Source organism: Halomonas sp. BL6 (genome assembly GCF_006228115.1).
GTDB lineage: Bacteria > Pseudomonadota > Gammaproteobacteria > Pseudomonadales > Halomonadaceae > Vreelandella > Vreelandella piezotolerans.
In genome coordinates this window covers 163,610-189,388 of the sequence record NZ_VDGL01000001.1, presented here as the reverse complement: position 1 = coordinate 189,388, position 25,779 = coordinate 163,610, and the positions used below count along the sequence as shown (strand labels likewise).

Annotated in this window: 22 protein-coding genes; 6 read left to right on the top strand and 16 right to left on the bottom strand. The window is 57.4% G+C overall.

Annotation, left to right across the window (positions count from 1 at the left end; genetic code table 11):
* Nucleotides 1–21 precede the first annotated feature (21 nt).
* Entirely contained in the window at nt 22–813 is a 792-nt protein-coding gene (locus tag FHJ80_RS00845; protein WP_139525183.1) for a PhzF family phenazine biosynthesis protein, read from the bottom strand.
* Between the two features lie 66 nt (nt 814–879).
* Entirely contained in the window at nt 880–1,461 is a 582-nt protein-coding gene (locus FHJ80_RS00840; protein ID WP_139525182.1) for a DedA family protein, read from the bottom strand.
* Between the two features lie 254 nt (nt 1,462–1,715).
* Between FHJ80_RS00840 and FHJ80_RS00835 the strand changes: the two genes are divergently transcribed.
* A complete protein-coding gene (locus FHJ80_RS00835) occupies nt 1,716–2,024 on the top strand; it encodes a hypothetical protein (RefSeq protein WP_139525181.1) in 309 nt (102 codons plus the stop codon).
* Nucleotides 2,025–2,330: 306 nt separating this feature from the next.
* Nucleotides 2,331–3,293, top strand: coding sequence for an XRE family transcriptional regulator (locus tag FHJ80_RS00825; RefSeq protein ID WP_139525180.1), 963 nt, complete (start codon nt 2,331–2,333; stop codon nt 3,291–3,293).
* 103 nt (nt 3,294–3,396) lie between these two features.
* On the opposite strand, the gene FHJ80_RS00820 is transcribed toward FHJ80_RS00825, so the two are convergent.
* The 6 genes from FHJ80_RS00820 to guaB all read right to left on the bottom strand — a co-directional run bounded on the left by FHJ80_RS00820 (nt 3,397) and on the right by guaB (nt 14,487).
* A complete protein-coding gene (locus tag FHJ80_RS00820; RefSeq protein ID WP_139525179.1) occupies nt 3,397–6,501 on the bottom strand; it encodes a type I restriction endonuclease subunit R in 3,105 nt (1,034 codons plus the stop codon).
* 9 nt (nt 6,502–6,510) lie between these two features.
* The gene (locus FHJ80_RS00815; protein WP_139525178.1) at nt 6,511–7,824 is read right to left on the bottom strand and encodes a restriction endonuclease subunit S; all 1,314 of its coding nucleotides are present in this window, start codon (nt 7,822–7,824) and stop codon (nt 6,511–6,513) included.
* Entirely contained in the window at nt 7,821–10,214 is a 2,394-nt protein-coding gene (locus FHJ80_RS00810) for a class I SAM-dependent DNA methyltransferase (RefSeq protein ID WP_139525177.1), read from the bottom strand. Before FHJ80_RS00810 ends, FHJ80_RS00815 begins: the two co-directional genes overlap by 4 nt.
* A gap of 293 nt (nt 10,215–10,507) precedes the next feature.
* The gene (locus FHJ80_RS00805; protein ID WP_139525176.1) at nt 10,508–11,251 is read right to left on the bottom strand and encodes a zeta toxin family protein; all 744 of its coding nucleotides are present in this window, start codon (nt 11,249–11,251) and stop codon (nt 10,508–10,510) included.
* 99 nt (nt 11,252–11,350) lie between these two features.
* Complete coding sequence (guaA, locus tag FHJ80_RS00800) at nt 11,351–12,928, bottom strand: glutamine-hydrolyzing GMP synthase (protein ID WP_139525175.1); 1,578 nt, start codon at nt 12,926–12,928, stop codon at nt 11,351–11,353.
* A gap of 89 nt (nt 12,929–13,017) precedes the next feature.
* Nucleotides 13,018–14,487, bottom strand: coding sequence for an IMP dehydrogenase (gene guaB / locus FHJ80_RS00795; RefSeq protein WP_139525174.1), 1,470 nt, complete (start codon nt 14,485–14,487; stop codon nt 13,018–13,020).
* 217 nt (nt 14,488–14,704) lie between these two features.
* Between guaB and xseA the strand changes: the two genes are divergently transcribed.
* Nucleotides 14,705–16,060 carry an exodeoxyribonuclease VII large subunit gene (gene xseA, locus FHJ80_RS00790; protein ID WP_139525173.1) on the top strand — a complete coding sequence of 452 codons (1,356 nt, stop codon included), beginning with the start codon at nt 14,705–14,707 and terminating at the stop codon, nt 16,058–16,060.
* 32 nt (nt 16,061–16,092) lie between these two features.
* Here xseA and FHJ80_RS00785 read toward each other — a convergent pair whose 3' ends face one another.
* From FHJ80_RS00785 to FHJ80_RS17395, 4 genes are all read right to left on the bottom strand, one after another.
* Nucleotides 16,093–17,118: a DUF3618 domain-containing protein gene (locus FHJ80_RS00785; protein ID WP_139525172.1), complete on the bottom strand. Its 1,026-nt coding sequence runs from the start codon at nt 17,116–17,118 to the stop codon at nt 16,093–16,095.
* On the bottom strand, nt 17,115–17,543 hold the full coding sequence (locus FHJ80_RS00780) for a phage holin family protein (protein ID WP_139525171.1): 429 nt from the start codon (nt 17,541–17,543) through the stop codon (nt 17,115–17,117). The genes FHJ80_RS00785 and FHJ80_RS00780 overlap by 4 nt, the downstream gene beginning before the upstream one ends.
* Before the next feature lie 58 nt (nt 17,544–17,601).
* On the bottom strand, nt 17,602–18,048 hold the full coding sequence (locus FHJ80_RS00775) for a hypothetical protein (RefSeq protein WP_139525170.1): 447 nt from the start codon (nt 18,046–18,048) through the stop codon (nt 17,602–17,604).
* 201 nt (nt 18,049–18,249) lie between these two features.
* The gene (locus FHJ80_RS17395) at nt 18,250–18,372 is read right to left on the bottom strand and encodes a hypothetical protein (RefSeq protein WP_255303816.1); all 123 of its coding nucleotides are present in this window, start codon (nt 18,370–18,372) and stop codon (nt 18,250–18,252) included.
* A gap of 396 nt (nt 18,373–18,768) precedes the next feature.
* Here FHJ80_RS17395 and FHJ80_RS00770 point away from each other — a divergent pair, with 396 nt between their 5' ends.
* Nucleotides 18,769–19,623, top strand: coding sequence for an SDR family oxidoreductase (locus tag FHJ80_RS00770; protein ID WP_139525169.1), 855 nt, complete (start codon nt 18,769–18,771; stop codon nt 19,621–19,623).
* Nucleotides 19,624–19,685: 62 nt separating this feature from the next.
* Here FHJ80_RS00770 and argA read toward each other — a convergent pair whose 3' ends face one another.
* From argA to FHJ80_RS00755, 3 genes are all read right to left on the bottom strand, one after another.
* Entirely contained in the window at nt 19,686–21,002 is a 1,317-nt protein-coding gene (argA, locus tag FHJ80_RS00765) for an amino-acid N-acetyltransferase (protein ID WP_139525168.1), read from the bottom strand.
* A gap of 159 nt (nt 21,003–21,161) precedes the next feature.
* Nucleotides 21,162–22,427, bottom strand: coding sequence for an inorganic phosphate transporter (locus FHJ80_RS00760; RefSeq protein WP_139525167.1), 1,266 nt, complete (start codon nt 22,425–22,427; stop codon nt 21,162–21,164).
* Between the two features lie 9 nt (nt 22,428–22,436).
* A complete protein-coding gene (locus tag FHJ80_RS00755; protein ID WP_139525166.1) occupies nt 22,437–23,117 on the bottom strand; it encodes a TIGR00153 family protein in 681 nt (226 codons plus the stop codon).
* A 136-nt stretch (nt 23,118–23,253) separates the two neighbouring features.
* Between FHJ80_RS00755 and FHJ80_RS00750 the strand changes: the two genes are divergently transcribed.
* Together FHJ80_RS00750 and FHJ80_RS00745 are read left to right on the top strand one after the other, a co-directional pair.
* Nucleotides 23,254–24,153 carry a CYTH domain-containing protein gene (locus FHJ80_RS00750; protein ID WP_139525165.1) on the top strand — a complete coding sequence of 300 codons (900 nt, stop codon included), beginning with the start codon at nt 23,254–23,256 and terminating at the stop codon, nt 24,151–24,153.
* Between the two features lie 41 nt (nt 24,154–24,194).
* Nucleotides 24,195–25,100 (top strand): ion transporter, encoded by a 906-nt coding sequence (locus FHJ80_RS00745; RefSeq protein ID WP_139525164.1) that lies wholly within the window; start codon nt 24,195–24,197, stop codon nt 25,098–25,100.
* A gap of 48 nt (nt 25,101–25,148) precedes the next feature.
* Here FHJ80_RS00745 and FHJ80_RS00740 read toward each other — a convergent pair whose 3' ends face one another.
* Nucleotides 25,149–25,778 (bottom strand): L-threonylcarbamoyladenylate synthase, encoded by a 630-nt coding sequence (locus FHJ80_RS00740; RefSeq protein WP_139525163.1) that lies wholly within the window; start codon nt 25,776–25,778, stop codon nt 25,149–25,151.
* Nucleotide 25,779: the final 1 nt, after the last annotated feature.

Sequence of the window (25,779 nt, the reverse complement as noted above, 5' to 3'; positions counted from 1 at the left end):
CATCGCCATAGACTATGCTCATTAGCTATCAGGCAGCGTGATTTGCCCCGTTAGATAAGGCGCAACGCGGCCTTTAATCATCACGCGCTCACCTTCTACCACGCAGCTCAGCGCGCCTTGGCGCGCCCCTCCCTGGCGGGCAGTCAGCGCTTGCTTACCCAAACGCGCTGCCCAGTAAGGTGCGAGCGACGTATGCGCCGAGCCGGTGACCGGGTCTTCTTCCACGCCGACCTTGGGGCCAAACCAGCGAGATACAACATCCACATCATCACCTTTCGCAGTAACAGCCACACCCCGCCCCGGTAATTGCTTAAGCCGCTGCATATCTGGTGCAAGGCGTTCAATCACACTCGCCTCCTCGACTACCACCACAATGTCATCCGAGATCAGCAGTTCCTCGATTTCGATACCGCCTAGGGCAGCGGCGACTTCCGCGTGCATGTCTAGCGGGGCGAGCGTTTTTGCGGGGAATTCCATCACCAGCATATCGCCTTCACGGCGAACGGTCAGTACACCGCTTCTGGTTTCAAAGGCCACCGCCTCGGCCACCACGCCCAAGGCATGGAACACCACCCAGGCCGCCGCTAAGGTGGCGTGGCCGCACAGATCCACCTCCACCGAAGGCGTAAACCAGCGCAGGTGATAGCCCGCTTCCGTGGGTACGAAAAATGCGGTTTCGGACAGGTTATTCTCCGCTGCAATGGCCTGCAGCAGCGCATCATCCAACCACGCCTCCAGCGGGCACACGGCGGCTGGGTTGCCTTCAAAGGGTTTTGAGGCGAAAGCATCTACTTGGTAGAGGTCGATTTTCATGGCAGTTACCGAAAAAGAGAGGCGAAAACGCTAGGTTAGTGCCGCTTTCTGGCGGAGGCATTGAGCTCAATCGCGCGTCGTCATGCGCTTAGCGCGTCTCCGCCTGGAAGCCATCACGGCCACTGCCGCGATGCAAAAGGCAACGACAACACCCGCCCATATAAAATGGGAATAGCCACTCAGCCGCTCGAACAGTGGCGCAAGGGCCTGACCAAACAGATAACCGAGCGTGACCCAGGCCAGCGCCCAGATCAGCGCCGACATAGCATTGAGCAGGATAAATCGCAGCCAAGGGTAATCGGTCGTACCGATCGTCACCGCACCGGCCATGCGTAACCCATAAAGAAAGCGCAAGGAGAACGCGAAAACGTCCGGGCGAGCATTGAACGTGGTCAGTACACGCGCACCCGCTGTGCTACCCTGAACCGAACGAACGATAGCGCTGTTGCGCCACCAGTGCCCGAGCAGGAAGAATACTTGATCCGCCAGGAAAGAACCCAGCGCCAGAGCGATGATCGCGGGCCAAAATCTAATCAAGTGCTGGTGAACCATGATGCCGCCCAGCATTGCGCTGGCTTCGCCCTCCAGGCTCGACCCCACGAATAGGCCGACGCTGCCATAAGACTCCACCAACTGCTCGACAGTCATTTGCGTTCATCCATAAAGTTACCCCGGAGCCGTGGGCGGCACGTAAACGCCATTTTTATCGCGATTCGGGATGATGCGGAGGGTTGAATAGGGCTTTTTAGCGGCAGGCAGCTTATTCAATCTGCGAGAGGCATTCAACAGCAACGCACGCAGCCCACACCCATCAGTGCAGCGAAACCAGCAACCCGTTATTATCCTGATAACTACTTTCCCTACTGGCATCATGCACACCACACCAACTCACTGGGCACGCTATGCATAACCTATGGATTCCCGTTGTCGCCATTTTCATCGTGGCGGGCCTGTTATTCGGTGGCCAAGCCCACTCCGAGGCACAGCGTGATGCGCACATCGCCGCAAGCATATCGGAACACCTCGGTAGCCAGACGCAAGCTGACATTTCGCATTTAAAGCGCGTCAATAAGGGCTATGGGGTTTGCGGGGATTATCACCTTGCCAACGTTGAGCATGGCCACTTCTACTACAACAGCGCCACCGAGCGCCTAGCGCTGGGCACCGATGCGCCGCTGTACCAAGACAACTGCGATAGGGTTTCTGACTAACGCCTTGGAACCTATCGTTCTCAACAGGCAACCCTAACCCACCTCCACGGAGTAACGTGTGCTGCGCCCACCGCCGGGCAGCTTGGAAAGGCAGCCTTTCTCCACCAACTCTGCAAATCCCGGGTGGCGGTGGCTTTGCTCACCTTAGCCAACGATTGGTACTTGCGGGCATTGATACCCTGCGCAAACTCATCACCTGCAGTCCCTCCAGCTGATGAGTGAATCAACCGAAAATTTAGTAAAAAAATATTTTAATTAAGTAAATTACAGTCTAGACTTGCATCTCTTATCAAATGGGAGGTCGCCATGAGCAGTAAAGCATTCGTTGAACTCGCCTTGCATATTCTGCAATGTAACCAGAAAAAGCTGTCTGGGCTTCTGGGAGTTTCGCCAACCCAAATTACGAAATGGAAAAATGGCGAACACATATCGCTGGTAATGCAGAACAAATTTCGAGAACTGACAAAAATCGGCGACCTGGATCCGTCCGATGTTCTCCTATGTGGGTCTGTGGAAAACTGCGCGAAGTGGAAAACTCTAACTCAAAACCTGGCCGAGCTTGCCCAAGAGGATGCTGAAACCGGGTATTACACACTACCCCTGGAAGACGATCTTGATCTGCTATTAGGTAATACGCTAAATACGTTGACTGAGATGGGCGTTACCATTCCCAAGGAATTCCCAAAGGAGCTAAACGAAAGCCTTATAAACGAAGACGGCGACTTTAGCTTTAGAGACAACCCACTGGCTTCACTCATTTATGACATATATTTATCTTTAAACAGTGTCTATGGCTTTTATATCGCTTACATTGATCATATCGTTAATGACGAAAGGCTCGATCTTTATTCATCACCTGCCGAGAACATAGAGCCTTGCTTGCTCTCTTTGGCTGCCACCAAGATTGAAGCCGATCAAGCACTAGCACCAAATTTCACTAAATTTCGGCATGAGGTGATTAGCGATTATGAAAAGTGGATTCTTATTGTAAAAGAAACTGCCTTTCAAGGTCGTGTACCACTCAAAGCCGAACTGATGGACATAGTTTACGGTTCACCGGACGAACTGGATCACTCAGCAGAAGCAGAGAGCCTTGGTATCAATACAACTCAGTTACATCCTGACATATATATGAATGAACTTTTGGTCGGTATGAGAACGATTCACCAAGTTTTGCCCGCCATCTTAAAAAAACTGGATATCGATAAAGAATTTGAGCTAGATATAGCTGAACTTTCAGTTAACAGCAGAGCAAGAAGAAACACTTAAAAGATCTACGTAAATCACCCTTAACCTCTCACACCAAAATACGTGACTTACATTAAAACGGTGCGATTAAAAACCGCACCCCTACTATCATCAACAGTAGCCTCTAATAGGAAAAACCACTTATATTTGTTTTCATCAAAGCATTTTTAAGGCTTTGATAAAACGCCGCTTTGAACGTCGGGTCCTGGGCGTGGAGTTTGTATAACTCCATCTCCTCCTTGCGCCGTTTCAACATTACTTCTTTCATGATTTTATCGAAGGCGATTTCACGCGAGTAGGGGTCTGGGTTATCGCTGAATTTCTGCTCGAAATCTGGATGTGCTCTCACGCTGTCCAGAATATTCAGGAACTTGACGCGCTGCTCTTCTGGCGTAGCGCTCCAGCCTTGAAACCAGCGCTCGTTAAAGGTCTTGATGATCTCCTCGAGCGGGTCCTTCTGGCTCTCTTCTTCACGGTACCCACGCGGATTGGGGTTTTGCGGATCGAGCGTGGCCTCCTCGGCATCCAGTGTAATGGCATGGTTGAGCTTCGTTCTGCCCAATCCGTAGGAGGAAAGATCGACAGACTCAAGCAGCTCATCGAGTTCATCCTGGTTCGGGTCCTGAATCTTCAGCTTCGGAATGAGGAACTTCAAAAACCAGAAAAGCTTTTCCCACGCCACGACTTCGAACGGCATGATCGATGCCATTTGACCGTAGATCTTGACGAACTGCTTGGCCTTGATCTTGAAGTCGATCTTGTCTTTATCCTCGAGCCCCAGCTCCGCGTTGAATCGCTCGGCAGCTGTATCGATGAGTGGGCTCAGCTTCTGGGCATCCTCCTGGTTGAAGAAACGCTGGCAGAAATCGTCAACTTCCTCCCACTCGTAAACACCGGTCTCATCGAGTGCATCTTTCAAGTCATGCAGAACGTTAACATCTGTCGCCTGCGACAGCGTCGTCACGGTGAAGAAGGGATCGAACGCCTTTTTGATGTCGTCGACCTCGTTGAAAAAATCGAGCACGAACAGGTCTTCGGTCCGCTTGCCCAGTTTGGGCGCCGAGCGATTCAAACGCGATAGCGCCTGAACGGCCAGCACCGACTGCAGCTTTTTATCCACATACATGGCGCAAAGCTTGGGTTGATCAAAGCCGGTCAGATACTTATTAGCCACCACCAGTAGCCGAAAGGTGTTCTCGACGCTCTGGCCGTTCAGCAGCATCGGCTTACCTTTATCGTCGTAGCCATCGAAATAGAAGCGCGTCTTCTCCTCGGGGAAACCGTTCATCTCGGCTTCCGTGTACTTGATGCCGTCGACCTGCTTATCACCCGAAAAGGCAATCAACGCCTTGAACGGATTGCCGCGCTTCTCCAGCTCTTTCTGTACCGCGCGATAGTAGCGAATGGCCATCTCGATATTCTGAGTGATGATCATTCCCCGCGCCTTACCGCGCAGCTTCTTCTTGTTGACCACGTTATCGACAAAGTCATCCACCATGACCTCGGCCTTGATGTCGATGGTTTGCTGGCGATGTTCGACAAAGGCGCGCAGCTTTTTCTGCGCCTTGATAGTATCGAACAGCGGGTTGTCTTCGATGGACTTCTGAATCTCGTAATAGCCCTTGTAGGTGGTGTAGTTGGCCAGCACATCGAGGATGAAGCCCTCTTCGATCGCCTGTTTCATGCTGTAAAGATGAAAAGGCTTGTAGCCGCCCTCAGGCTGCGCCACCCCGAACATCTCCAGCGTGCTGTTCTTGGGGGTCGCCGTGAATGCAAAGTAAGAAGCGTTGCCCCGCTGCTTGCGCGCCCGTATGGATGTGAGAATTCTGTCCTGGTTGTCCTCGTCGTCCGTCTCCGCACTTCCCCCCATGGCCTTGTTCATGTTGCCTTGAGAGTGGCTGGTTTGGCCGCTGTGAGCTTCGTCGATGATCACGGCAAAACGCTTATCAGAGAGGTCCGCGATGCCATCGATAATGAAGGGAAACTTCTGAATCGTGGTGATGATGATCTTCTTACCGTTCTCCAGCGCCGCTCGGAGATCCGAAGAGCGCATCGCCGGGGCGACGATGTTCTTCACCTCGGAGAAGCCCTTGATGTTCTCGCGCAGCTGCTTGTCCAGCAGGCGGCGGTCGGTCACGACGATCACACTATCGAACAGCGGCGCATCCAGCGCCTTCGCGCCGGGCAGGTCGGCCTGCTCGGGGTAGCTTTCGATCAGTTGGTAGGCGGCCCAGGTAATCGAATTGGATTTTCCCGATCCGGCGGAGTGCTGAATCAGGTAACTCTGGCCCACCCCATGCGCCGCGGTATGGGCCAGCAGCTTGCGTACCACGTTGAGCTGGTGGTAACGCGGAAAGATCAGGTTTTTCTTCGCCAGCGGGTCGGTGCTTTTACCTTCCAGCAGCGCGAAATGCTGGATGATACCGGCGAGGCTGTCGGGCTTGAACACCTCTTCCCACAGATAAGCGGTGCGGTGGCCGTTCGGGTTGGGCGGGTTGCCCGCGCCTTCGTTATGCCCTTTGTTGAATGGCAGAAACCAGGTGGCGTCCCCGGCAAGCTTGGTCGCCATCCAGGCTTCATCGGTATCGGCAGTCATATGGACCAGCACCCGCCCGAACTGCAGTAACGGCTGGGAGGCATCCCTGTCGCGGTACTGCTTCTGGCCGTGGTAACGCGCCGTCTGTTGCGTCCAGGCGTTTTTCAACTCCAGGGTGACGATAGGCAGGCCGTTGACGAACAGCACCATATCGATGGATTCGTTGGGATTCGCCAGCGAGTGGTGCACCTGACGCGTCACGCTCCACACGTTGGCGGAAAAGTGGTCGTGCACCGCCTGGGCGGAACTGGCCAGCGGCGCGGGGTACATGAGGGTAAAGTGCGCATCCTCGACCGGCAGGCCTTTTTTCAACAGGTGCAGTACGCCCTTTCGTTTGATCAGTTTGTCGTACTGGCCAAGAATGCGCGCCTGCCAATCGGCGGGGTGGCGGGTCTTGAGCTTTTCCAAGGCCTTGCTTTGCGTGGCTTCCAGAAAGGCCCAGAACCGGGCAGTGTCCAGCGCCAACGTGGCATCGAAGTCGCTGCCATGGCCAAGGCGGTAAGCACCACTCACGCCGTAAGTCGCAGGCTCGGTAATGCCCTGCGCCTGTGCTTCACTGGTGGTGCCGGTCAGGCTGCGTTCGATGGCCTGTTCCAGCGCTTTCTCCGTGGTGTCGCTTACCGCATAACTCATGACTGCCCCTTAGCTGACCTTGATTTTTCCCGTCACCGCCGCGTTGATTAGGGTGGTTTTATATTCTTTGAGTGTGCCGATCTGGTCTTGCTTAATTGAAATGGCTTTGACGATTTTCCTCGTTTCGTTTTCAACATGAGTGACGATAGCTTTCTGCTCCAATACTGACGGCACAATAACAACGTAGTTTTTAATATCGTCACAGGTTATTGCGCCCTTAGTGCTGCCGCTGGATTCAGATTGGCTTCTCAACCAGTCATAGCTTGCACTAAAAAAGTGGAATAGATAGTAATTTAGGACGTCAGGTGATTTAACTCTGATATACGCTAAATGTTGATTTATAGTCGCGTCGATTTTGCATATAGCAACCATACCGCGCGTTTTACCTTGACCAGTGATACCCATGACCAAATCGCCTGACTTCACTGAAGGTAGATGACACTCTCTTTTTGCTTTAGCAGTAACGAATTGCTCGGCGCCCTCGATAATAAAATCATTTACCTTGGAACTATTAAGCCAAGGAATATTTCCAGCATTCCAAAAAGCCATATTACTTCGGCTCGGCGTCGAACCATTTCCCACTATGCCAAGATGTGAAAGTTTGCGTTTATTCCAATGTGCAGGAATCTCACCAATCCAGTCGATGCCGCTATCTTTCATGGGCACATCAGGATTCAGGCCACAGGTAACGGCCTGCTGAATCAGGATCTGCCGACGCTCGCGCAAGAGCGTGATTTGCGCTTCCTTGATTCGTATTGCCTCGTCGATTTTGGCGCATTTGTTATCCAGAAATGCGGCGATGGAGCGTTGCTCGGGGAGTGGCGGCAATATTAACGGAATTTGCCGCATACGGGGTTGGTTTAGATCCCACTGTCCGACGCGAACGCCATCTGAGGCTGAGCCGAAGTAAGAGACGTAGAGTTTGCTACGAATCGCAATGTTAAAGAAATGCGGATCGACTTCGCGAGTAAAGTCAAAAATGAAATAAGCAGGGCTGACAATTCCAGTATGCGCGGACACACCGTAGGAGCCCTGCCACGCCTTCATCTTGTTCATGCCGAACTGCCCCTTGCGCAACACCTTGTAGCCGCCCAGGTCATCCGGAATAAAATTGTGGTTGCTGTCCTGATCTTCGATGTTGCGTTTGATGACCCCCTGTTCTCGGGTGATTGAGAGGAGAGGCAACTCGGGCTGGTTTTTCTCCGATACCGCACTCAGCATGGAGCCCAGCTTCTCAACATTCCAGTGGACCGGGATATAGCCGACCCAGTCGAAGCCCGAGTATTTGAAGCTGTCGTATTTGGAGTAAGCCGCTATGTTCATTCTGCTAATTCCAGCTTGGTCGCGATCTCGACGCCGAGAATATCCGCAATCAGCCCATCGGCCTTCTCTTCAAGCGCCAGAATATCCCGCGTTACTTCTTCGAGACTGCGCAGCGGCTTGTGGCGGTAGAAATACTTGTTGAAGCTGATCTCGTAGCCGATCTTCACGGAGTCGAGATTGATCCAGGCCTCTTCCACATGCGGCCTCACCTCAGCCAGGAAGTGGCGATGAATGTCGTCCTTCAGCGGCACGCTTTCCGCGTCGCGAAGGTCAGTGGCGGGCTCGAATGTCAGGTAGCTGCCATCGTCCTGACGGTAGTAGCCGAAGTCCGAAAGTGCTTCCTCGGTGCAGCCGTAGCGCTTTGCCAGGCCTCTCAAGCCCTCTTTCGAGAGCGAGTAGCGCTTGTCGATCACTTTATATGCGCGCTCGTCGTACCAGCTCACGGTGTTCAGCAGCGCGGTTTTCTCACCGGCGGTTAGCTTGATCTTCTGTGCCTTGAGCGTCTTGCTGACGGCCTCGCGGAAGGCGTTGAAGTCATCGGTCTCTTGCGTGCCGATCTGCTTCATCAAGGCGGTGGCGGCATCATGCAAGTCGCGCAGTTTGAGCCAGTGGCGGGTATCGGTCAGTTTGCCGCGCTGCTTGGCGTTCAGGGTCATGCCCTGCTCTTCGCACCAGGCGGCAATGGCTTTGGCTTCGCCTTTCAAAAAGCCTGGTTCGTAAACCTTGTCGCCGTGGGTTTCCCACAGCCACTCCATCGGCTCGCGCAATGCTTTATCGAAGCGTAGCGGCGCGATGCGCTCGACGCTGAAACCCGCGCGGCGGCGGTCGGGGCGCTCGATGGTGACCTTGTAGTAACCGAAGTCGTCGTTATCGAACACCTGCACGGCGATGCCCTGCGGGTCGTTGTTGGCGTCGATTTCCCGCTCGATGGGGGCAAAGTCGAGGTAGGCGTTAGTGATCGTTTCTATATGCTCGGGCGCAAATTCGCAGTTCTTGTCGCCCAGGTTCTTGCGCAACTTGCGGTAGAGCAGGTTGGCGTCGATCAACTGGACGCGCCCTTTTCGGGCTTCCGGCTTGGCGTTGGTCAACAGCCAGATATAGGTGGTGATACCGGTGTTGTAAAACAGGTTGTTCGGCAGCTGGATGATGGTATCCAGCATGTCGTTTTCGATGATGTAGCGGCGGATGTTGGATTCGCCGCTGCCCGCGTCGCCGGTAAACAGGCTGGAGCCGTTGTGAACGGAGGCGATGCGCGAACCAAGCGGGCTGGTGCCCGCAGGCTTCATCTTGCTGACCATCTCCATCAGGAACAGCAGCTGACCATCCGACGAGCGCGGAGTAGCGTCTACCGTCTCTTTGTTACCCCAATAATCAGCCAACTCGACCTGAAAGCGCGGATCGATGACATCCTTGCCGTCCTTGATGTACTTGACCTCGCTGCTCCAGCTCTTGCCATAGGGCGGGTTGGAGAGCATGAAATCAAAGCGTTCGGCGGAAAACTCATCGCTGGAGAGCGTGGAGCCAACGCGGATGTTCTCGGGGTTGTTACCCTTGATCATCATGTCCGATTTACAGATCGCGTAGGTCTCGTCGTTGATCTCTTTGCCGTAGAGATAGACGTCGCCGCTGGCCTTGATCAGGCCTTCCGGGTTCTTAATGTAGTTCTGCGCCTCGGTCAGCATGCCGCCCGAGCCACAGGCCGGATCATAAATCGTCATGAGCGGGGGAAGCCGATCCTTGATCGGGTCGAACATCAGGTGCGTCATGAGGTGGATCACCTCGCGCGGCGTGAAGTGCTCCCCCGCTTCCTCGTTGTTCTCTTCGTTGAACTTGCGGATCAGCTCTTCGAAGACGTAGCCCATGCCCAGGTTGGAAAGCCCCGGTAATGTGTTGCCTTCGGGGTCTTCCGTATTGTGGGGCGTCAGGTTGATATAGGGCGAGACGAAATTCTCGATGACCTCCAGCAGCACTTGTTTGTCGGCCATGTGGCGCATCTGATCGAAAAGCTTGAAACGGCGGATGATCTCCTTGACGTTATCGGAGAAACCGTCAAGGTAGTCCTCGATATTCGCCAGCAGAATCTGCTGGTTATTGGTGGCGGTGCCGTGTAGCTTCTTTAGCGTCCAATGGCTGGTGTTGTAAAACACGTAGCCGGAGGCTTCCTTCAAAGGCTCCTCATCCAGCTCTAGCGCGCCTTCGTCTTCTTTCTGGTAGCGAACCTCTTCGAGCACCGCGTCCTTGGTCGGCTCCAGCAGGGTGTCCAGGCGGCGCAACACCACCATGGGCAGGATGACATCACGGTATTTGCCGCGGACATAAATATCGCGCAGGCAGTCATCGGCAATTTTCCAAATAAAAGAGACAAGGCTGTTATGAGAAACCTGATTCATTGATGAAATGTAACCTTATGATATTTAACGCTAGCCCGATTTTTAGGGCGCATGAACTGCTGTTCGTAAGCCACTAAAAAACAGGCAGAAACAGAAAGCCCGCTCATCGGCGGGCCAAGGAAATGCGACTGCTCAACAGCTAAGCTAGCAATTCAGCTCTTTAGCTTGGTCGAGAACACGCTTTTGACGAGCGATGGCGTTATGGATGACCTTGTTACGCACGGCTTGTTTCTGCTCAGCGCTCGCATGACGCGCAAAATGCGTTAGCGGGGTAGATTTCGACATTTTATCTTTCATGACTCATCCTCGCCTGATAGTAGGCTTTTCAGCTGTTCATGAGTGTAGCGCTCGGGCAGGAATGGATCAATCGAATCGATATCCGATTCCCAGTGCTGATTTGTGTGGTCTGTGTCTTTGATGATGAGGTCGAGACAGACCTTTGAGCCGAACTCTCGTTTGACTCGATTCACCACCTCTTGAACACCGAGGAACTGTTCAATAAAGCTTTCGAGCGGAATATTTCGGCCTTCGACCTTCTCGCGACCGCAGACGAACTGCCAAGCCAGTAGCGGATGCTGATAGACGTAGAATATTTGGACGTCACGTTCTCGCTTTAAAGAGCGGGCAATATTCTTGCTGGCGATATCAAAGCTTGCGAGTGTGCCATCCAGAAGGAAGGACTGCCGCTGTTTCAGCATGACGTCGTGAATTCTATCCACGAGTATCGACACCGCGCCCTGGAACAACCGGGAATTGCCACCCGTATAGCCTGGGAGCTCTTCTCTCAGGTCATCAGGATCAATACGCAGTATCCTGCCCAGCCCTTCGAACCCTTGGGACTCTAATTCATCCAGCGCTGCAACATACTCCTTGGCTATCTCGGTCTTGCCTGCCCCCGGAGAACCCGCCATAAAAATGGAGATAGGCCGCTCTTCCGGCACGTACTGCTCGATATCCGTTCGTTCAGAGGCAATGCGCTTCTTATGTCGCTTGGCAAAGGCTACTGCATTGGCTTTAACTTCCTCGTCGCTCATCATGCTCATCCCTGTAGGTATAAGCGCACCATACAACAAAGCCGCTCAATCATGGAGCGGCTTTGCGAAGTCTAGCTAGCGATTATCATGATTGACGCAACCTCACTCCCACTCAATAGTAGCAGGCGGCTTGCTGGAGACATCATAAGTCACCCGCGACACCCCTTCCAACTCGTTGATAATCCGGTTAGAAACCTTCTCCAGCAGCTCGTAGGGCAGATGCGCCCAGCGGGCGGTCATGAAGTCGATGGTTTCGACGGCGCGTAACGCGATGACCCATTCGTAGCGGCGGCCGTCGCCTACGACACCTACCGATTTCACCGGCAGGAACACGGCGAAGGCTTGGCTGGTTTTTTCATACCAACCGGCGGCGCGCAGTTCTTCGATGTAGATGGCGTCGGCATCGCGCAGGATGTCGGCGTACTCTTTCTTCACTTCACCCAGAATGCGCACGCCCAGGCCAGGGCCGGGGAACGGGTGGCGGTAGACCATGTCGTAGGGCAGGCCGAGTTCTAGGCCGAGTTTGCGCACTTCGTCTTTGAACAGTTCGCGCAGCGGCTCGACGAGCTTCAGCTTCATGGTTTCCGGCAGGCCACCCACGTTGTGGTGGGATTTGATCACGTGCGCTTTGCCGGTTTTCGAGGCGGCGGATTCGATCACGTCCGGGTAGATAGTGCCCTGGGCCAGGAACTCCACGCCTTCAATTTTGCTGGCTTCTTCATCGAACACGTCGATAAAGGTGTTGCCGATGATCTTGCGCTTGGCTTCCGGGTCGTTTTCGCCTTTCAGCTTATCGAGGAACAGCGCTTCGGCGTCGACGCGAATCACCTTCACGCCCATGTGCTTGGCGAAGGTTTCCATCACTTGGTCGCCTTCGTTTTTACGCAGCAGGCCGTTATCGACGAACACGCAGGTCAGTTGGTCGCCAATCGCTTTGTGCAGCAGCGCGGCCACAACAGAAGAATCGACACCGCCAGAAAGACCCAGCAGTACGTGGCGGTCGCCGACTTGCTCGCGTACGCGCTGTACTTGGTCTTCGATGATTTGCGCGGGCGTCCACAGCTTTTCGGCTTTACAGATATCCAGCACGAAGTGCTCAAGAATCCGCTGGCCTTGCAGGGTGTGGGTCACTTCCGGGTGGAACTGTACGCCGTAGAACTGCTTCTCTTCCCAGGCCATGGCCGCAATCGGGCAGCTTGGGGTAGAGGCGGTCACGGTGAACGTGTCGGGGGCTTTGGCGACTTTATCGCCGTGGCTCATCCATACATCTAGCAGCGCGTTGCCGGTGGCGGCGTCGACGTGGTCTTTGATGTCTTTGAACAGCGCGCTTTCCGCGTCCAGGCGAATCTGGGCGTAGCCGAACTCACGCTGGTTAGAGCCTTCTACCTTGCCGCCCAGCTGCTCGGCCATGGTTTGCATGCCGTAGCAGATACCAAACACCGGCAGGCCCATCTCGAATACGCACTGCGGGGCGCGGGGGGAATCCAGCTCGGTGACGGATTCCGGGCCACCGGCCAGGATGATGCCGTTGGGGTTGTATTCGCGAATCTCTTCTTCGGTGATGTCGAAGGCGCGGATTTCAGAGAATACGCCGATTTCGCGTACCCGGCGGGCGATCAGCTGGGTGTACTGGGAGCCGAAGTCGAGAATCAGGATCTTATGGGCGTGAATGTCACTCATGGCGGAGCCTCTATAACGCGGAACGGGCCGCATTGGCTAAAAAGCAAGCGGCGGGGCAATGCCCGCCGCCGTGTCACTTGATGCGCTGGTTAGCTCACCCGGTAGTTGGGGGCTTCTTTGGTGATCTGCACGTCGTGAACGTGGGACTCGTTAAAGCCAGCGCCGGTGATTTGTACGAATTCCGGCTTGGTGCGCATTTCTTGAATATCGCGGCAGCCGGTATACCCCATGGAGGCGCGCAGGCCGCCCATCAGCTGGTGGACGATGGCGCCCATCATGCCTTTATAGGGCACGCGACCTTCAATGCCTTCCGGTACCAGTTTTTCGGCACCGGCATCTTTGTCTTGGAAGTAGCGGTCGGCGCTGCCTTGGTTCTGGGACATCGCGCCCATGGAACCCATGCCGCGGTAGGCTTTGTAGGTACGGCCTTGGTAAAGCTCGACTTCACCCGGCGCTTCTTCGGTACCGGCCAGCAGGCCACCTACCATCACCGCACTGGCGCCAGCGGCAATGGCTTTGGCCAGGTCGCCAGAGAAGCGCACGCCGCCATCGGCAATCAGCGGAATGTCGAATTCTTTCAGCGCTTCGGCCACGTTGGAAACGGCGGTGATTTGCGGTACGCCCACGCCTGCCACAATGCGGGTGGTGCAGATGGAGCCGGGGCCGATACCTACTTTCACGGCGTCTGCGCCTGCTTCCGCCAGGGCTTTAGCAGCGGCGGCGGTGGCGATGTTGCCGCCGATCACTTGAATCTGCGGGAAATGCTCTTTGATCCAGCGAACACGATCGATCACGCCTTGAGAGTGGCCGTGGGCGGTATCGACGATGATCACGTCAACGCCTGCTTCGGCCAGTGCCGCGACACGGTCCGGGGTTTCCGGACCGGTACCGACGGCGGCACCTACCAATAGGCGGCCATCGCTGTCTTTGGCGGCCATCGGGTAAGTGCGGGCTTTTTCGATGTCTTGGAAAGTCACTAGGCCGCGCAGGTGGAAGGCGTCATCGACAATCAGCATTTTCTCGATGCGGTGTTCGCGCATCTTGGCTTTACTGACTTCGAGTTCGGTGCCTTCCGGTACGGTGACCAGACGCTCACGGGGGGTCATGATATCGGCCACGCTGTCACCGTGGTTCGGCTGGAAGCGCATGTCACGCTCGGTGACGATGCCGACCAAGGTTTCGCCTTCCACCACCGGGAAGCCGGAGAAGCCGTATTCGCGGGCCATGGCCAGCAGGTCTTCCAGCTTGGCTTTGGGGCTCACGGTGACCGGGTCTTTGACGATGACGCTTTCGTGCTTCTTCACCTTACGCACTTCAGCAGCCTGTTGCGTCATGGTCATGTTCTTATGGATGATGCCAATGCCGCCTTCCTGCGCCATGGCAATGGCGAGACGCGCTTCGGTCACGGTGTCCATTGCAGCGGAAAGCAGGGGAATGTTCAGGAAGAGATTGCGGGTCAGGCGGGTTTTTAGGCTGACATCCTTGGGCAGAACGTCGGAGAAGCCAGGAACGAGAAGTACGTCATCGAACGTAAGCGCTTCTTGGGCCATACGTAGCATAGCGGCAACACCCATTGAGAAGTGGGAAGATGGGGCGTGGAAAGTTAATCGCCCATTATAACGTTTCGAGGGCCGCTCCAGCAACGCGGAGAGGCGGTTAGGCTTATACCAATTGCTAATGACGGTCAGCGTCAGCCGGGAATATGCGGTGAAGGGAAGCCTTATGAGCCGCGTTTGAGGTATCGTGACATCTACGAGAGAACCACCAAGGCCAACGATGGAACCAACGAGCACGGCACCCGCCCCCCAAGCGCTCTCCGTGAGCCAACTCAACCAGCGCGCCAAGCAAACCCTGGAGCGCGACGTGGGGGACGTGTGGGTAGAGGGCGAGCTTTCCAACGTCTCGCGTCCGGCCTCGGGGCATATCTACTTCACCCTGAAAGACGACCGGGCGCAGATTCGCTGCGCGCTGTTCCGTCAGCGGGCGCGCTTCGTGGCCGCGCCCATGCGCGATGGCGACCAGGTGAAGCTACGCGGACGCGTCTCGCTGTTCGAGCCACGGGGCGACTACCAGCTCATTGCCGAGGCGGTACAGGCCGCTGGCCTCGGCGAGCTGCTGGCGGCCTTCGAGCGTTTGAAAGCGCAGTTGGAAGGCGAAGGCGTGTTCGCCAATGCGCGCCCCCTGCCCTTGCCACCGCGCAAGATTTTGATTTTAAGCTCTGCTACCGGCGCGGCCATTCGCGATGTGCTGGCGGTGCTGGCCGCCCGCTGGCCGCTGGCGGACGTGACGCTAATTCCCGTACCGGTTCAGGGGGCCGATGCCGCCCCGGCGATGATCTCGGCACTCGGCCTGCTCAACCGGCAGGCGCGGTTAGACCCCGAGCTAGATGTGGTGCTGATCACCCGTGGCGGGGGCAGTCTGGAAGATCTCTGGGCGTTCAATAACGAGCACTTGGCGCGGGCGATTTTTCACTCCCGGCTGCCGGTGATGTCGGCGGTGGGCCATGAGGTGGATGTCACCCTGGCGGATTATGCCGCCGATAGGCGCGCGCCCACGCCTTCCGCTGCCGCCGAGCGTCTCGTACCCGACCAACACGCCTTGAAGCGCCAGCTCACCCAGGCAGAGCAGCGCTTACAGCGCGCCATGCAGGCCCGGTTAGAGCGAGATAGCCAGCGGCTAGACACCCTACGCGCCCGCCTTCGTCACCCCGGCGAACAGCTCGCCCGCCAGCGCCAGTACCTCACCGCGCTGCAGCAGCGGTTACACCGCGCCATACAACACACCCTCGCCCAGCAAAAGGCGCAAACGGCCCAACTTACTCGCCGCCTTGCCAGCCAAGATATGAAAAGGCTGCACCGCGCCGACAGCGAACGGGTAAGCAGCCTACAGCGCCGCTTGGCCAATGCGATGCAGCGCCTGCTGGAGACGCGTCAAGCACGCCTACATAGCGCCGCCCGAGAACTCAACGCCGTCAGTCCGCTGGCCGTACTCGGGCGCGGCTATGCCATCGCTCAAGATGCCCAAGGCCAAGTCGTCCGTCGCGCCGACGACACCCAGCCCGGCCAGCGCCTCACGCTGCGCCTGGGCGAAGGACGCCTCAGCGTCGACGTAAAACGGCGCTACAAGAAGTAGCGCCGTGAACCAGGGACGAGCCAACTCAGCCGTTACGGAAGCGGTGGCTTACGCGTCTCGGACGTTTGCGTGGCGGTATTCGCCCCCGGTGTAGTGGGGCTGCTAGCAGGATGGGTAGCCGTGTTCGTACCCGCGCCCTGCGTGTTGCCTGACGGCGTGCTCGACCCCGCTAATCCCGGCTCGTTATGCTGGGTGGGGTTATCCTCGTTCTGGTGCCCCTCGTGGCGTTGCTCATGGGCGTGCTGCTTCACGGATTCTGCCGTGTCGTGAATTGCCTGCTGCGCTTTGTCCACTTGCGCCTCGCCCATCTTGGTCGCTTGGTCCATGGCGTGATCACGATACTCACCCAGGGTTTCGTTCTCTTTGTGTGTCGTAGCGCTCAGGCTGGCCAGCGCCGCCCCCAGAGCAAACCCTAACGCTCCCACGACCAGTGGGTGCTCTTGAATGAAATCCGAAGAGCGGTCGCTGACATGATGAGCGCGCTCTTTCATGTGATCGATCCGCTGATGCGTGCCCTGCTGGGCGTGGGACATGGAATCGTGCATACGTCCTCCCATTTGGTGAGCTTTGTCGCTGAACTGCTGCGCGGCCCCTTTCGTGCTATGACCAATATGTCGGGCGCGCTCTTTGATGCCGTGGCCTGGTCCGTGTGAATCGCTTCGCGGGTCGTGCTGCCCGGCACTTGCACGCTGAGGCGACATCACTTCATCAGGAGGCGGCGGCGTGGCATGTACGTCAGTGGCATCGACGTGCGCAGAGCCACGCGAATGGGAGCGATGCGGTTGGCGCTGGCTAAGCATCAGCCAACCTAGGCCCGTGCCGGTAAGCAGCGTAGGCACGGGGTTCTGCTTAACGGTCGTGCCCAGGTTGTCAAAGAACTCATTGGCACCGCCGTGGCGCAGGTAATCATACGTGCTGTGCAGCCACTGTTCTGGCGAGAAGCGCTCTTCGATCTGATGCAGCGTGGCATCCAGCCGCTCGCGAGATTGATGAATCTCTTGCTCGATTTGGTCCGGATCGCGCTCTGTTTGGCGATGTGAACGTTCATCCTGGCTCATTTCACCTCCTCCTTGACGTGCTGCTGATGCTGCTTGGCCAGCGTTTTATCGCTGCGCAGGCTCTGCATGGTGCGGTTTGGCATGAGCCCCTGGGCGCGTACTTTTTTGAGCCCTGCCTTGAGCATCACCACGCCCATCAGCGTGACCACGGCGCCTACCACCACGGCGCCCAGCCAAGGGCGAGTGTCCGGTGGCAGTACCTCGTTCAACAACATCACAAGCGCCGCCAACAGCGTCAACAAGCCAGCGAAGAGCACCGCACCGGCCGTCGCCACGGCGCCTACGCCTGCCATGGCCTGGTGAGTCTTCTCTGACATTTCGGCCTTGGCGAGCGCCGCTTCGCCGCGCACCAGGGCAGAGACTTCGTTGAGTAACGTGGATAGCAGCGTGCCTATCGAACTGCTTTTATGGCTTTCCGATTCCATTCTTGCTCTCCCGCTTCCTGCATGAAAAATGGTATGGGTGTCTGATGAACACAGGGGTTCAAAGCGTTTGGTCGGGCGCCTTGGATTCGGTTGACACATCGGACGACGATGCCTTGGCGGGGGAGCTGCGCAGAAAACGCGTGACTAAAAAGCCTGCAGCAATCGCGCCACCAATGAACATGGCGGGCTCACGGCGGCCATACGCTTCCGCTGAACGACACAGCGCGTGGAGGTCTTTATCGCGTAGCCGCTGGGAAAACCGCTCGGTATGGTCGGCCAGCTTCCTGGCTTGCTCGGAACAGAAGGGTTGCTCTTGGCGGTCGAACTCGTCAGCAGCGCGCTGCAATACCGAGCCGAAGGTGTGAGTGTGCTGCGCGACACTATCGCGCTGTCGGTCGAACGCGCTCTCGGCCTGTTCGCGGGCGGCCTCTTTCAGCTCATCAGCGCTTTGCTGGCCTTTCTGCTTGAGCGTTTCGTGATCGTGATGGGGTCCTTGATCGTTCATGGTGACGTTCTCCGTGTCAGTGAAACTTCACCAGAACTATAGCGAGCCTGGGGCCCCTTTCCATGTCCATACCGCCGAATTAACCCAGCGCGACCCGGCCAGCAACAAAGGTTAAGTCAATAATGGTTAAAGCCATCTGGCTGGCTGCCCCCATAAAAAAAGACGCTGTTGAAAGCGCCTTTTTCAGTAACGGGATTGGGCTTATTTCTTATCCGACTCGTCATCGCTATCCGGGTTGACGTGGTGCGTATCGGGCATGGGGTTCGCATCGTCATGATGGTCGTCGCGCTGGTCTTTCTTTTGATCGTCTTTATCCGGAGACATAGTCCCTCCTACTCCTTGGTGGTCGAGCTTGGTGATCGAGAAAGTGGCTGTCTACATATGACTCTGGACAGGCCTCACTCACTATAGCCGCTGACACGTTGATTGCCATGCAGCACGGCAGGTCTCCCAAGGCTGATCCAGCACCCAAAAAAACATAAAAAGTCAATTAAAACATAGAATTAAAAAAACCATAGCCGCCATAACCGTGTAGATGAGCAGTTTAAATAGCTTTTATTAATTCTGGCTATACATCGCCGCTGCTGTCGCTGCGTCGTTTGCCCTTCTCTTCGCCGTTGGTCTACGTTGAAAGCTCCCCGTCGACAGCCAGCCACCCAGGAGACGGGCCGCCCTGTCGACAGTTCGAAGCGATTCGTGCACACAAAGGAGTGACCGCACATGAGCGAACAGCAGCAGCCCCCACAGCATCAGGACAAGCAGCCCGGCGACGAGTACGCCATGCGTCCGGAGCCGGAGTACATTCGCGAGAGCTATCGCGGCACCGACAAACTGCGCGATAAAGTGGCGATCATCACCGGCGGTGATAGCGGTATTGGCCGCGCCGTGGCCGTGCATTTTGCCCGTGAAGGGGCGGATAGCGTGATCGTGCACCTCAAAGAGACCAAAGATGCCGAAGAAACCAAGCGGCTCGTGGAGGCGGAAGGCCGCCGTTGCCTAGTGCTGAAAGGCGACGTGGCCGAGCCTAGCTTCTGCCGAGAGATCGTCGACCGTACCCAACAAGCGTTTGGCAAGATCAACATCGTGATCAATAACGCCGCCGAGCAGTACGACTGGGACGACATCACCGAGATCCCCGACGACCAACTGATGCGGACCTTTCAAACCAATATCTTCAGCCACTTCTACTTGACCAAAGCGGCGCTGCCCCACTTGAGCGAGGGCGATACGATCATTGCCACCTCGTCGATCAATGCCTTCAAAGGCAACGACACGCTGATAGACTACACCGCCACCAAAGGGGCCATTCAAGGCTTGGTGCGCTCTTTGGCGATGTCGCTGATGGAGCGTGGCATTCGTGTGAACGCCGTGGCCCCCGGTCCCATCTGGACGCCGCTGATACCCGCGAGCTTCGAGGACGATAAAGTGGCGGAATTTGGCAACCAAGTGCCGATGAAGCGCCCGGGCCAACCCAGCGAAATCGGCCCGGCGTACGTCTACTTGGCCAGCGAAGAGTCGTCGTATATGAGCGGTCAAACCATGCACTTGAACGGCGGCGTAATTCTCAATACCTGAGTAGCATTCCGGGGCGGCGTAGCCGCCCCAGCCACTCACCATTCACCATTCACCACTCACTTTCATCCCGCCAGATTTTTCACCAGCACCTTGGACTTACGGGCGTGGTTGTAGGCCTCGCGTTTGAGGGGGGGCAGGTCGTCCAGGCTGGCGGCGCGGAAGCCGCGCTCGACGAACCAGTGGGCCGTATGCGTAGTGAGCACGAACATGTCGGAAAGCCCCCGCTGACGGGCGCGTCGTTCAAGGGCTTCGACTAGGCGCTCGCCGCGCTCGCCGCCCCGGTAGTTGCCGTGAACGGCCACACAGGCTAACTCACCCACGGTGGTATCAGGGAAGACGTGCAGCGCCGCACAGCCGATCACCATACCGTCGCGTTCGATCACCATGTAATCGTCGATCTCGTGCTCCAGCCGCTCGCGGGAACGCGCAACCAGCATGCCACGCCGCTCTAACGGCTCCAGTAACTCGAGCAGGCCTGCCACGTCGTTGAGGGTGGCGGGGCGAAGCTGCTCGTAGCGATGCTGGGTGATCATGGTGCCCACGCCGTCGCGGGTGAACAGTTCGCCCAGCAGCGCATCGTGATTACGCCACGACAACAGGTGTGTGCGGGCCACGCCTTCCCGGGCAGCGGTGCAGGCGGCGTTGAGGTGGCGCGCCAGCTCGCTGCCGGGCACGGCCTGCTGCAAGCGCGGTTCGGCTTCGAAAGGTGAAAGCTGGCGCAGAAGCGCGCCCTGCTCGTCCTCCAAACCGTCCGACTCGCCCAGCAGAATCAGCTTGTCTGCCTTGAGCGCCACGGCGGCGTGCTGGGCCACTTCAGAGGCGTCCAGATCGAACACTTCTCCAGTGCTGGAGAACCCCAGCGGCGGTAGCAGCACCAGCGAGCCTTTATCCAGCAGCCCTTCGATGGCGCTGGCGCGCACCCGGCGCACTTCGCCGCTATGGTCGAAGTCTACGCCTTCACGCACGCCCAGCGGCTTGGCGGTGACGAGGTTACCGGAAATCACGCTAAGCTCGACACCGTGCAGCGGCGTGCTGGGCAGGCCCAGCGAGAGCCGCGCTTCCAACCAGAGCCGCTGGTGAGCGGCCACCTGCTCCACATGAGCCATCACGGCGCGGTCGGCGACCCAGCGGCCATCGATGCGGGTAGGCTCGACACCGGCGGCCGTCAGCGCCTCGTGCACTTGGGGGCGAATGCCAAACACCACCACCAAGCGCACGCCCAAGGTGTGCAGCAGCGCCAAATCCTGAATGAGCTGCTCCCCTCGGCCAGACGCCATGGCTTCGCCTTCGATCAAGATGACAAAGGTTCGCCCCCGATGGGCATTGATGTACGGGGAGGCGTTACGAAACCAATCTACGAAGGGGAAACGAGTGTCCAAGGGCCGCTCTCCGGCAGCAGGTGAATGAAAGTGACGCTAGTTACTTTAACAGAGCACCAAAAACAGCGGCACCTTCTATTGCAACGATCTGATAAGAAGATCATCTGCAAAGAAGGTGCCGCTGTAGGTCAAACAGTGTCGTCTTGGCGTGCCGAACGTTTAACCAAACATGCCTTTGAACATGAAGAAGAACAGAATGGCCAAGCCCGCGCCAGCCGGCAGCGTGATCAACCAGGACATGGCAATGGTGCCAATCACGCGCAGGTTCAACGCCGCCATGCCGCGCGCCAAGCCGACGCCGAGAATGGCCCCAACCAAGGTGTGGGTCGTCGAAATCGGCAGGCCGGTACCCGAGGCGAGCACGACCGTGGTGGCCGCTGCCAGCGTCGCCGCAAAACCGCGGCTCGGGGTCAGTTCGGTAATGCCGGTACCGACCGTGGCGATCACTTTATGGCCGTAGGTCACCAAACCCACGACGATGCCGCCGCCCCCCAACACCAGTACCCACCAGGGCACCAGCGCGGACGCTTCGATTTCACCACCGGTTTGCACCACGCTGATGACCGCTGCCAGCGGCCCCACGGCGTTGGCCACGTCGTTAGAGCCGTGGGCAAACGCCATGGCGCAGGCGGTAAAGATCATCAGCACGCCAAACGCTCGCTCAACGTTGGCGTAGCCAAAGTGGTCGTTGGCGCTCTTTTCGAACTTGATACGGCGAAGCATCAGCATGCCGATGCCCATGATGACCAAGCCGATCATGATCGATAGCAGCAGGCTCTGGTTGAAGGTGAGATTGAGCCCCACATGGGAGAGACCTTTGGTCAAGGTCACCATGGCAACGATGAACCCTACCAAGAACACGTAGCCCGGCACGTAGCGCTTGGCGGCCGTGAACGGGTTATCGTTCTCGAAGATCAGGTGGTGCACCGATTTGAACAGCACGAAGCCGATGGTACCGGCCAGCAGCGGGGAAACGACCCAGCTGGCAGCAATCGTGGTCACCGCGCTCCAATCGACGGTAGACGCCCCCAGACCGGCGACCGCAAAGCCTACGATCGCACCGACGATGGAGTGCGTGGTGGAGACGGGCCAACCTTTCACCGAGGCCACCAGCAGCCACGTACCGGCGGCCAATAGCGCCGCCAACATGCCGTACACCAAAAGTTGCGGGTCTTCTTGCAGCAGTTCGGGGTCGATGATCCCTTTACGGATGGTGTTGGTCACCTCGCCACCCGCCAGCCACGCTCCCAGGAACTCGAAGATCACCGCAATGATGATCGCCTGTTTGATGGTGATCGCTTTCGACCCCACCGAAGTGCCCATAGCGTTGGCCACGTCGTTGGCCCCCACGCCCCAGGCCATGAAGAAGCCGAACAAACAGGCCAGAATGATAAAGATGTCACCGTGCTGAGCAATAATCTGCATGAGTATCCCTTAGCGTGCGGTCAAAATCTGCAGGCGGCTGCCCACGCGCTCTGCGCGGTCAGAGACTTCACCGACCCACTCGATGATCTTGTAGAGAAAGATCACGTCCACCGGCGGCAGTTGGCTCTCCAACTCGAACAGTTGACGACGGATCGCCACCTGCTGGCTGTCGGCCTGATGTTCGAGGGTGTGGAGTTCGCGGATCATGTTCTGCATGACGTCGGAAACGTTGCGACCAAAGCCGGACTCCAGCAGGTCTTTCAACTCTTCCAATGCTTGGCGCGCTTGGGCCACACACGCCACACTGGTACGCATGTAGTCACGCATCGGCTCGGCCAACACGTCGGGCACGCGCATTTTACGGCCCAGCATGATGCCGGTAATGTCGCGGACTTTATTGGCGATCTTGTCCTGCACGCTGATCAGATCGAGCAGGTCAGAGCGCGAGACGGGCAGGAACATGGTGTTGGGCAAGTTCAGCCGCAGCTCTGTCTTCAGGGTGTCGGCGTCGTGCTCTAAGCGCGTCACGTTCTCGCGCAGTTCTGCCGCCGTATCCCAATCACCGGTCAACGTGGCCTCGAAGAACGGGAGCAGTTGATCGGCACATTCATTGGCCTTGACGATGTGGGCCAGCAGCGGCTGGAATGGCGAGCGGCCAAACATCGCGGAAAAAGGGTTGGAGGTTACCATATAGCCTTTAGCCTGTTTTCGGGGAGCCTGGAAATGGCGGGCGCCAGTATAAAGAGTGCGCCCGCCGCCGTCATGAAAAGTTCATAATGTCATCAAAAATTAACCAAAATGTCACAATATCGAGGTGGCGATTGTCATGAAAGAGTCAACCAAAACGCCAGCCCCTACGGAAGTGGAGCTCAAGCTGGCCCTGCCCAGCGGTCAGTCGGATGCGCTGTGCCATCATCCGTTACTGGCCGCGACGCCACCGCACCAGCAGCAGCTCGCCAACACCTACTTCGATACCCCCACAGGCGACTTGGCCGCCGCACGGGTGGCGGTGCGCCTTCGCACCATTGATCAGCAAGTGCTGCAAACCGTCAAAACGGCCGGCCAGGGCGGTGGCGGACTCTCCAGCCGACAGGAGTGGGAGTGGCAAGTTCCCTCAGCCACTCTCGACCAGGCGGCGCTGGCAGAGCTGCCTCCGTTTCAAGGGGCGCTTGGCGATTGCATCGCAGCGCTGCGCCCGACGCTCAGCACCGATTTCACCCGGAAAAGCTGGCAGTTAGTGTGGCAAGACAGCGACATCGAATTGGTGCTGGACGAAGGAGAGATCGTCTGCGGCAGCGCGCGAGCGCCGATTCGTGAAGTGGAGCTGGAACTGAAAGCCGGTGCCCCGGCAGCCCTGTGGACGCTCGCCGTCGAGTTGGCGAGCCAAATAGCGCTGCGCCCCTCCGATACCAGCAAGGCAGCGCGGGGCAATGCCCTAGGCCACCAGCACTGGCCGCTGCCCACCGCCAAGCGCCCTGCCGAGTGGCTGCACCGCGCCACCGTCGCGCTGGACGCCTATCATGATAGCGGCGACGCTGCGCATCTAAACGCCGCACGTCAGGCGCTGGATACGTTGGCCCAGCACCCCCAGCTCGATAGTGCAGCGCGCAGCGAGGCAGAAGCACTGCCCAACGCGCTGAATGCCCAAGGCATGCCGTCGACGACCTACGGCGTTGCTGCGTTAAATCTGGCCCGTCGCTTGGCCCACGAAACCGCGCTACGCTAACCACACTGCCCGATTGATGAAGCCGACTTCAGGATGATGCAATGAGCTTTCCCCTTACGCCCGGTGCCGACGGACTTCGCGCCCGGCTGTTTCACATTATTTTCGAATCCGATACGCCGGGGGCCAAGGCGTTCGACATTGCGCTCATCGTCGCCATCCTGCTGAGCGTGACGGTGATCTTGCTGGGCAGTATCGAGATCTATGCCGAACGTTACGGGCAGCTCTTCTTCTACGTAGAGTGGGCCTTTACGCTACTGTTCAGCCTGGAGCTGCTGGTCCGTCTTTACTGTTTGGAGCGCCCGACGGTCTACCTCAAGAGCTTTTATGGCATCGTCGATGTCGTGGCCATCATTCCCACTTGGCTGGTGCTGCTGGTGCCGGGCGCCCATGGGCTGGTGATCGTGCGAATTCTGCGCGTGCTGCGGATTTTTCGCATTTTACGGCTGATGGAATTCGTCGGCGAAGGTCGCCTGCTGTTGGATGCGCTCAAACGCAGTCTGCGCCAGATTCTGCTCTTTTTTAGCAGCATTCTCATGGTCGTCACGCTGTTTGCCGCGCTGATGTACACCATCGAATCGCCCGAGGCGGGCTTTACCAGCATTCCCATGTCGATCTACTGGGCCATCGTGAGCATGACCACGGTGGGCTATGGTGACATCGTGCCCGCTACCCCCCTAGGGAAAGCCATCACCGTCATCCTGATGCTGATTGGCTACTCGATCATCGCCGTGCCCACCGGCGTGTTCTCGGCCCAAGTCATTCGTTCGATTCGTGAAGACCGCTACTCGGAAGAGGCCTGTCCTGGCTGCGGCCACGACCGTCATGAAAAGCGCGCCCGCTACTGCCTACGCTGCGGCACTTGGCTGGATGAAGATAGCGAAGACCCACGCAAGAAAGCGCAGAAAAAAGAGGACGACACTGACGATGACACACCAAGCGAGTCGTAGCGCTCATGCGGAAACGGGGGCGCCAAGCGCCCCCGTCGTACGACACGTTTAGTATCCGTCTTGAAACGGGGTAATGTCGCCACGCCCTTCCCGCACGATTTTTGGCGGCAGTTCGCGCAGGTCGATCACGCTGGTGGGGTCGAGGTGGCAAGCACCGCCATCGATAATCAAATCCAGATGAGCCCCATAGCGGTCGCGGATCTCCTCGGGGTCGCTCATCGGCAGCGCCTCACCCACAGGAATGAGCGTCACACTCATCAGCGGCTCACCCAGCGCGTCGAGCAGCGCGTGGGTAATCCGGTGGTCGGGCACCCGTACGCCGATGGAGCGGCGCTTGGGATGCAGCAATAGGCGCGGCACCTCGGTGGTGGCATTGAGAATGTAGGTGTAAGGGCCCGGGGTATGGGCCTTTAGCAGTCTAAATACGGCGTTATCCACCTTGGCGTAAGTACCTATTTCGGACAGGTCCGAACACACCAGGGTAAAGTTGTGCTTGTCATCCAGCGAGCGCAGCCATTTGATTTTCTCGATGGCTTTTTTTTCGCCTAGATGGCAACCCAGCGCATAGCCCGAGTCCGTGGGGTACGCCACCACGCCGCCTTTGCGAATGATCTCGGTGGCTTGATCGATCAGCCGCTTTTGCGGGTTTTCCGGATGTATCTGAAAGTACTGGCTCATC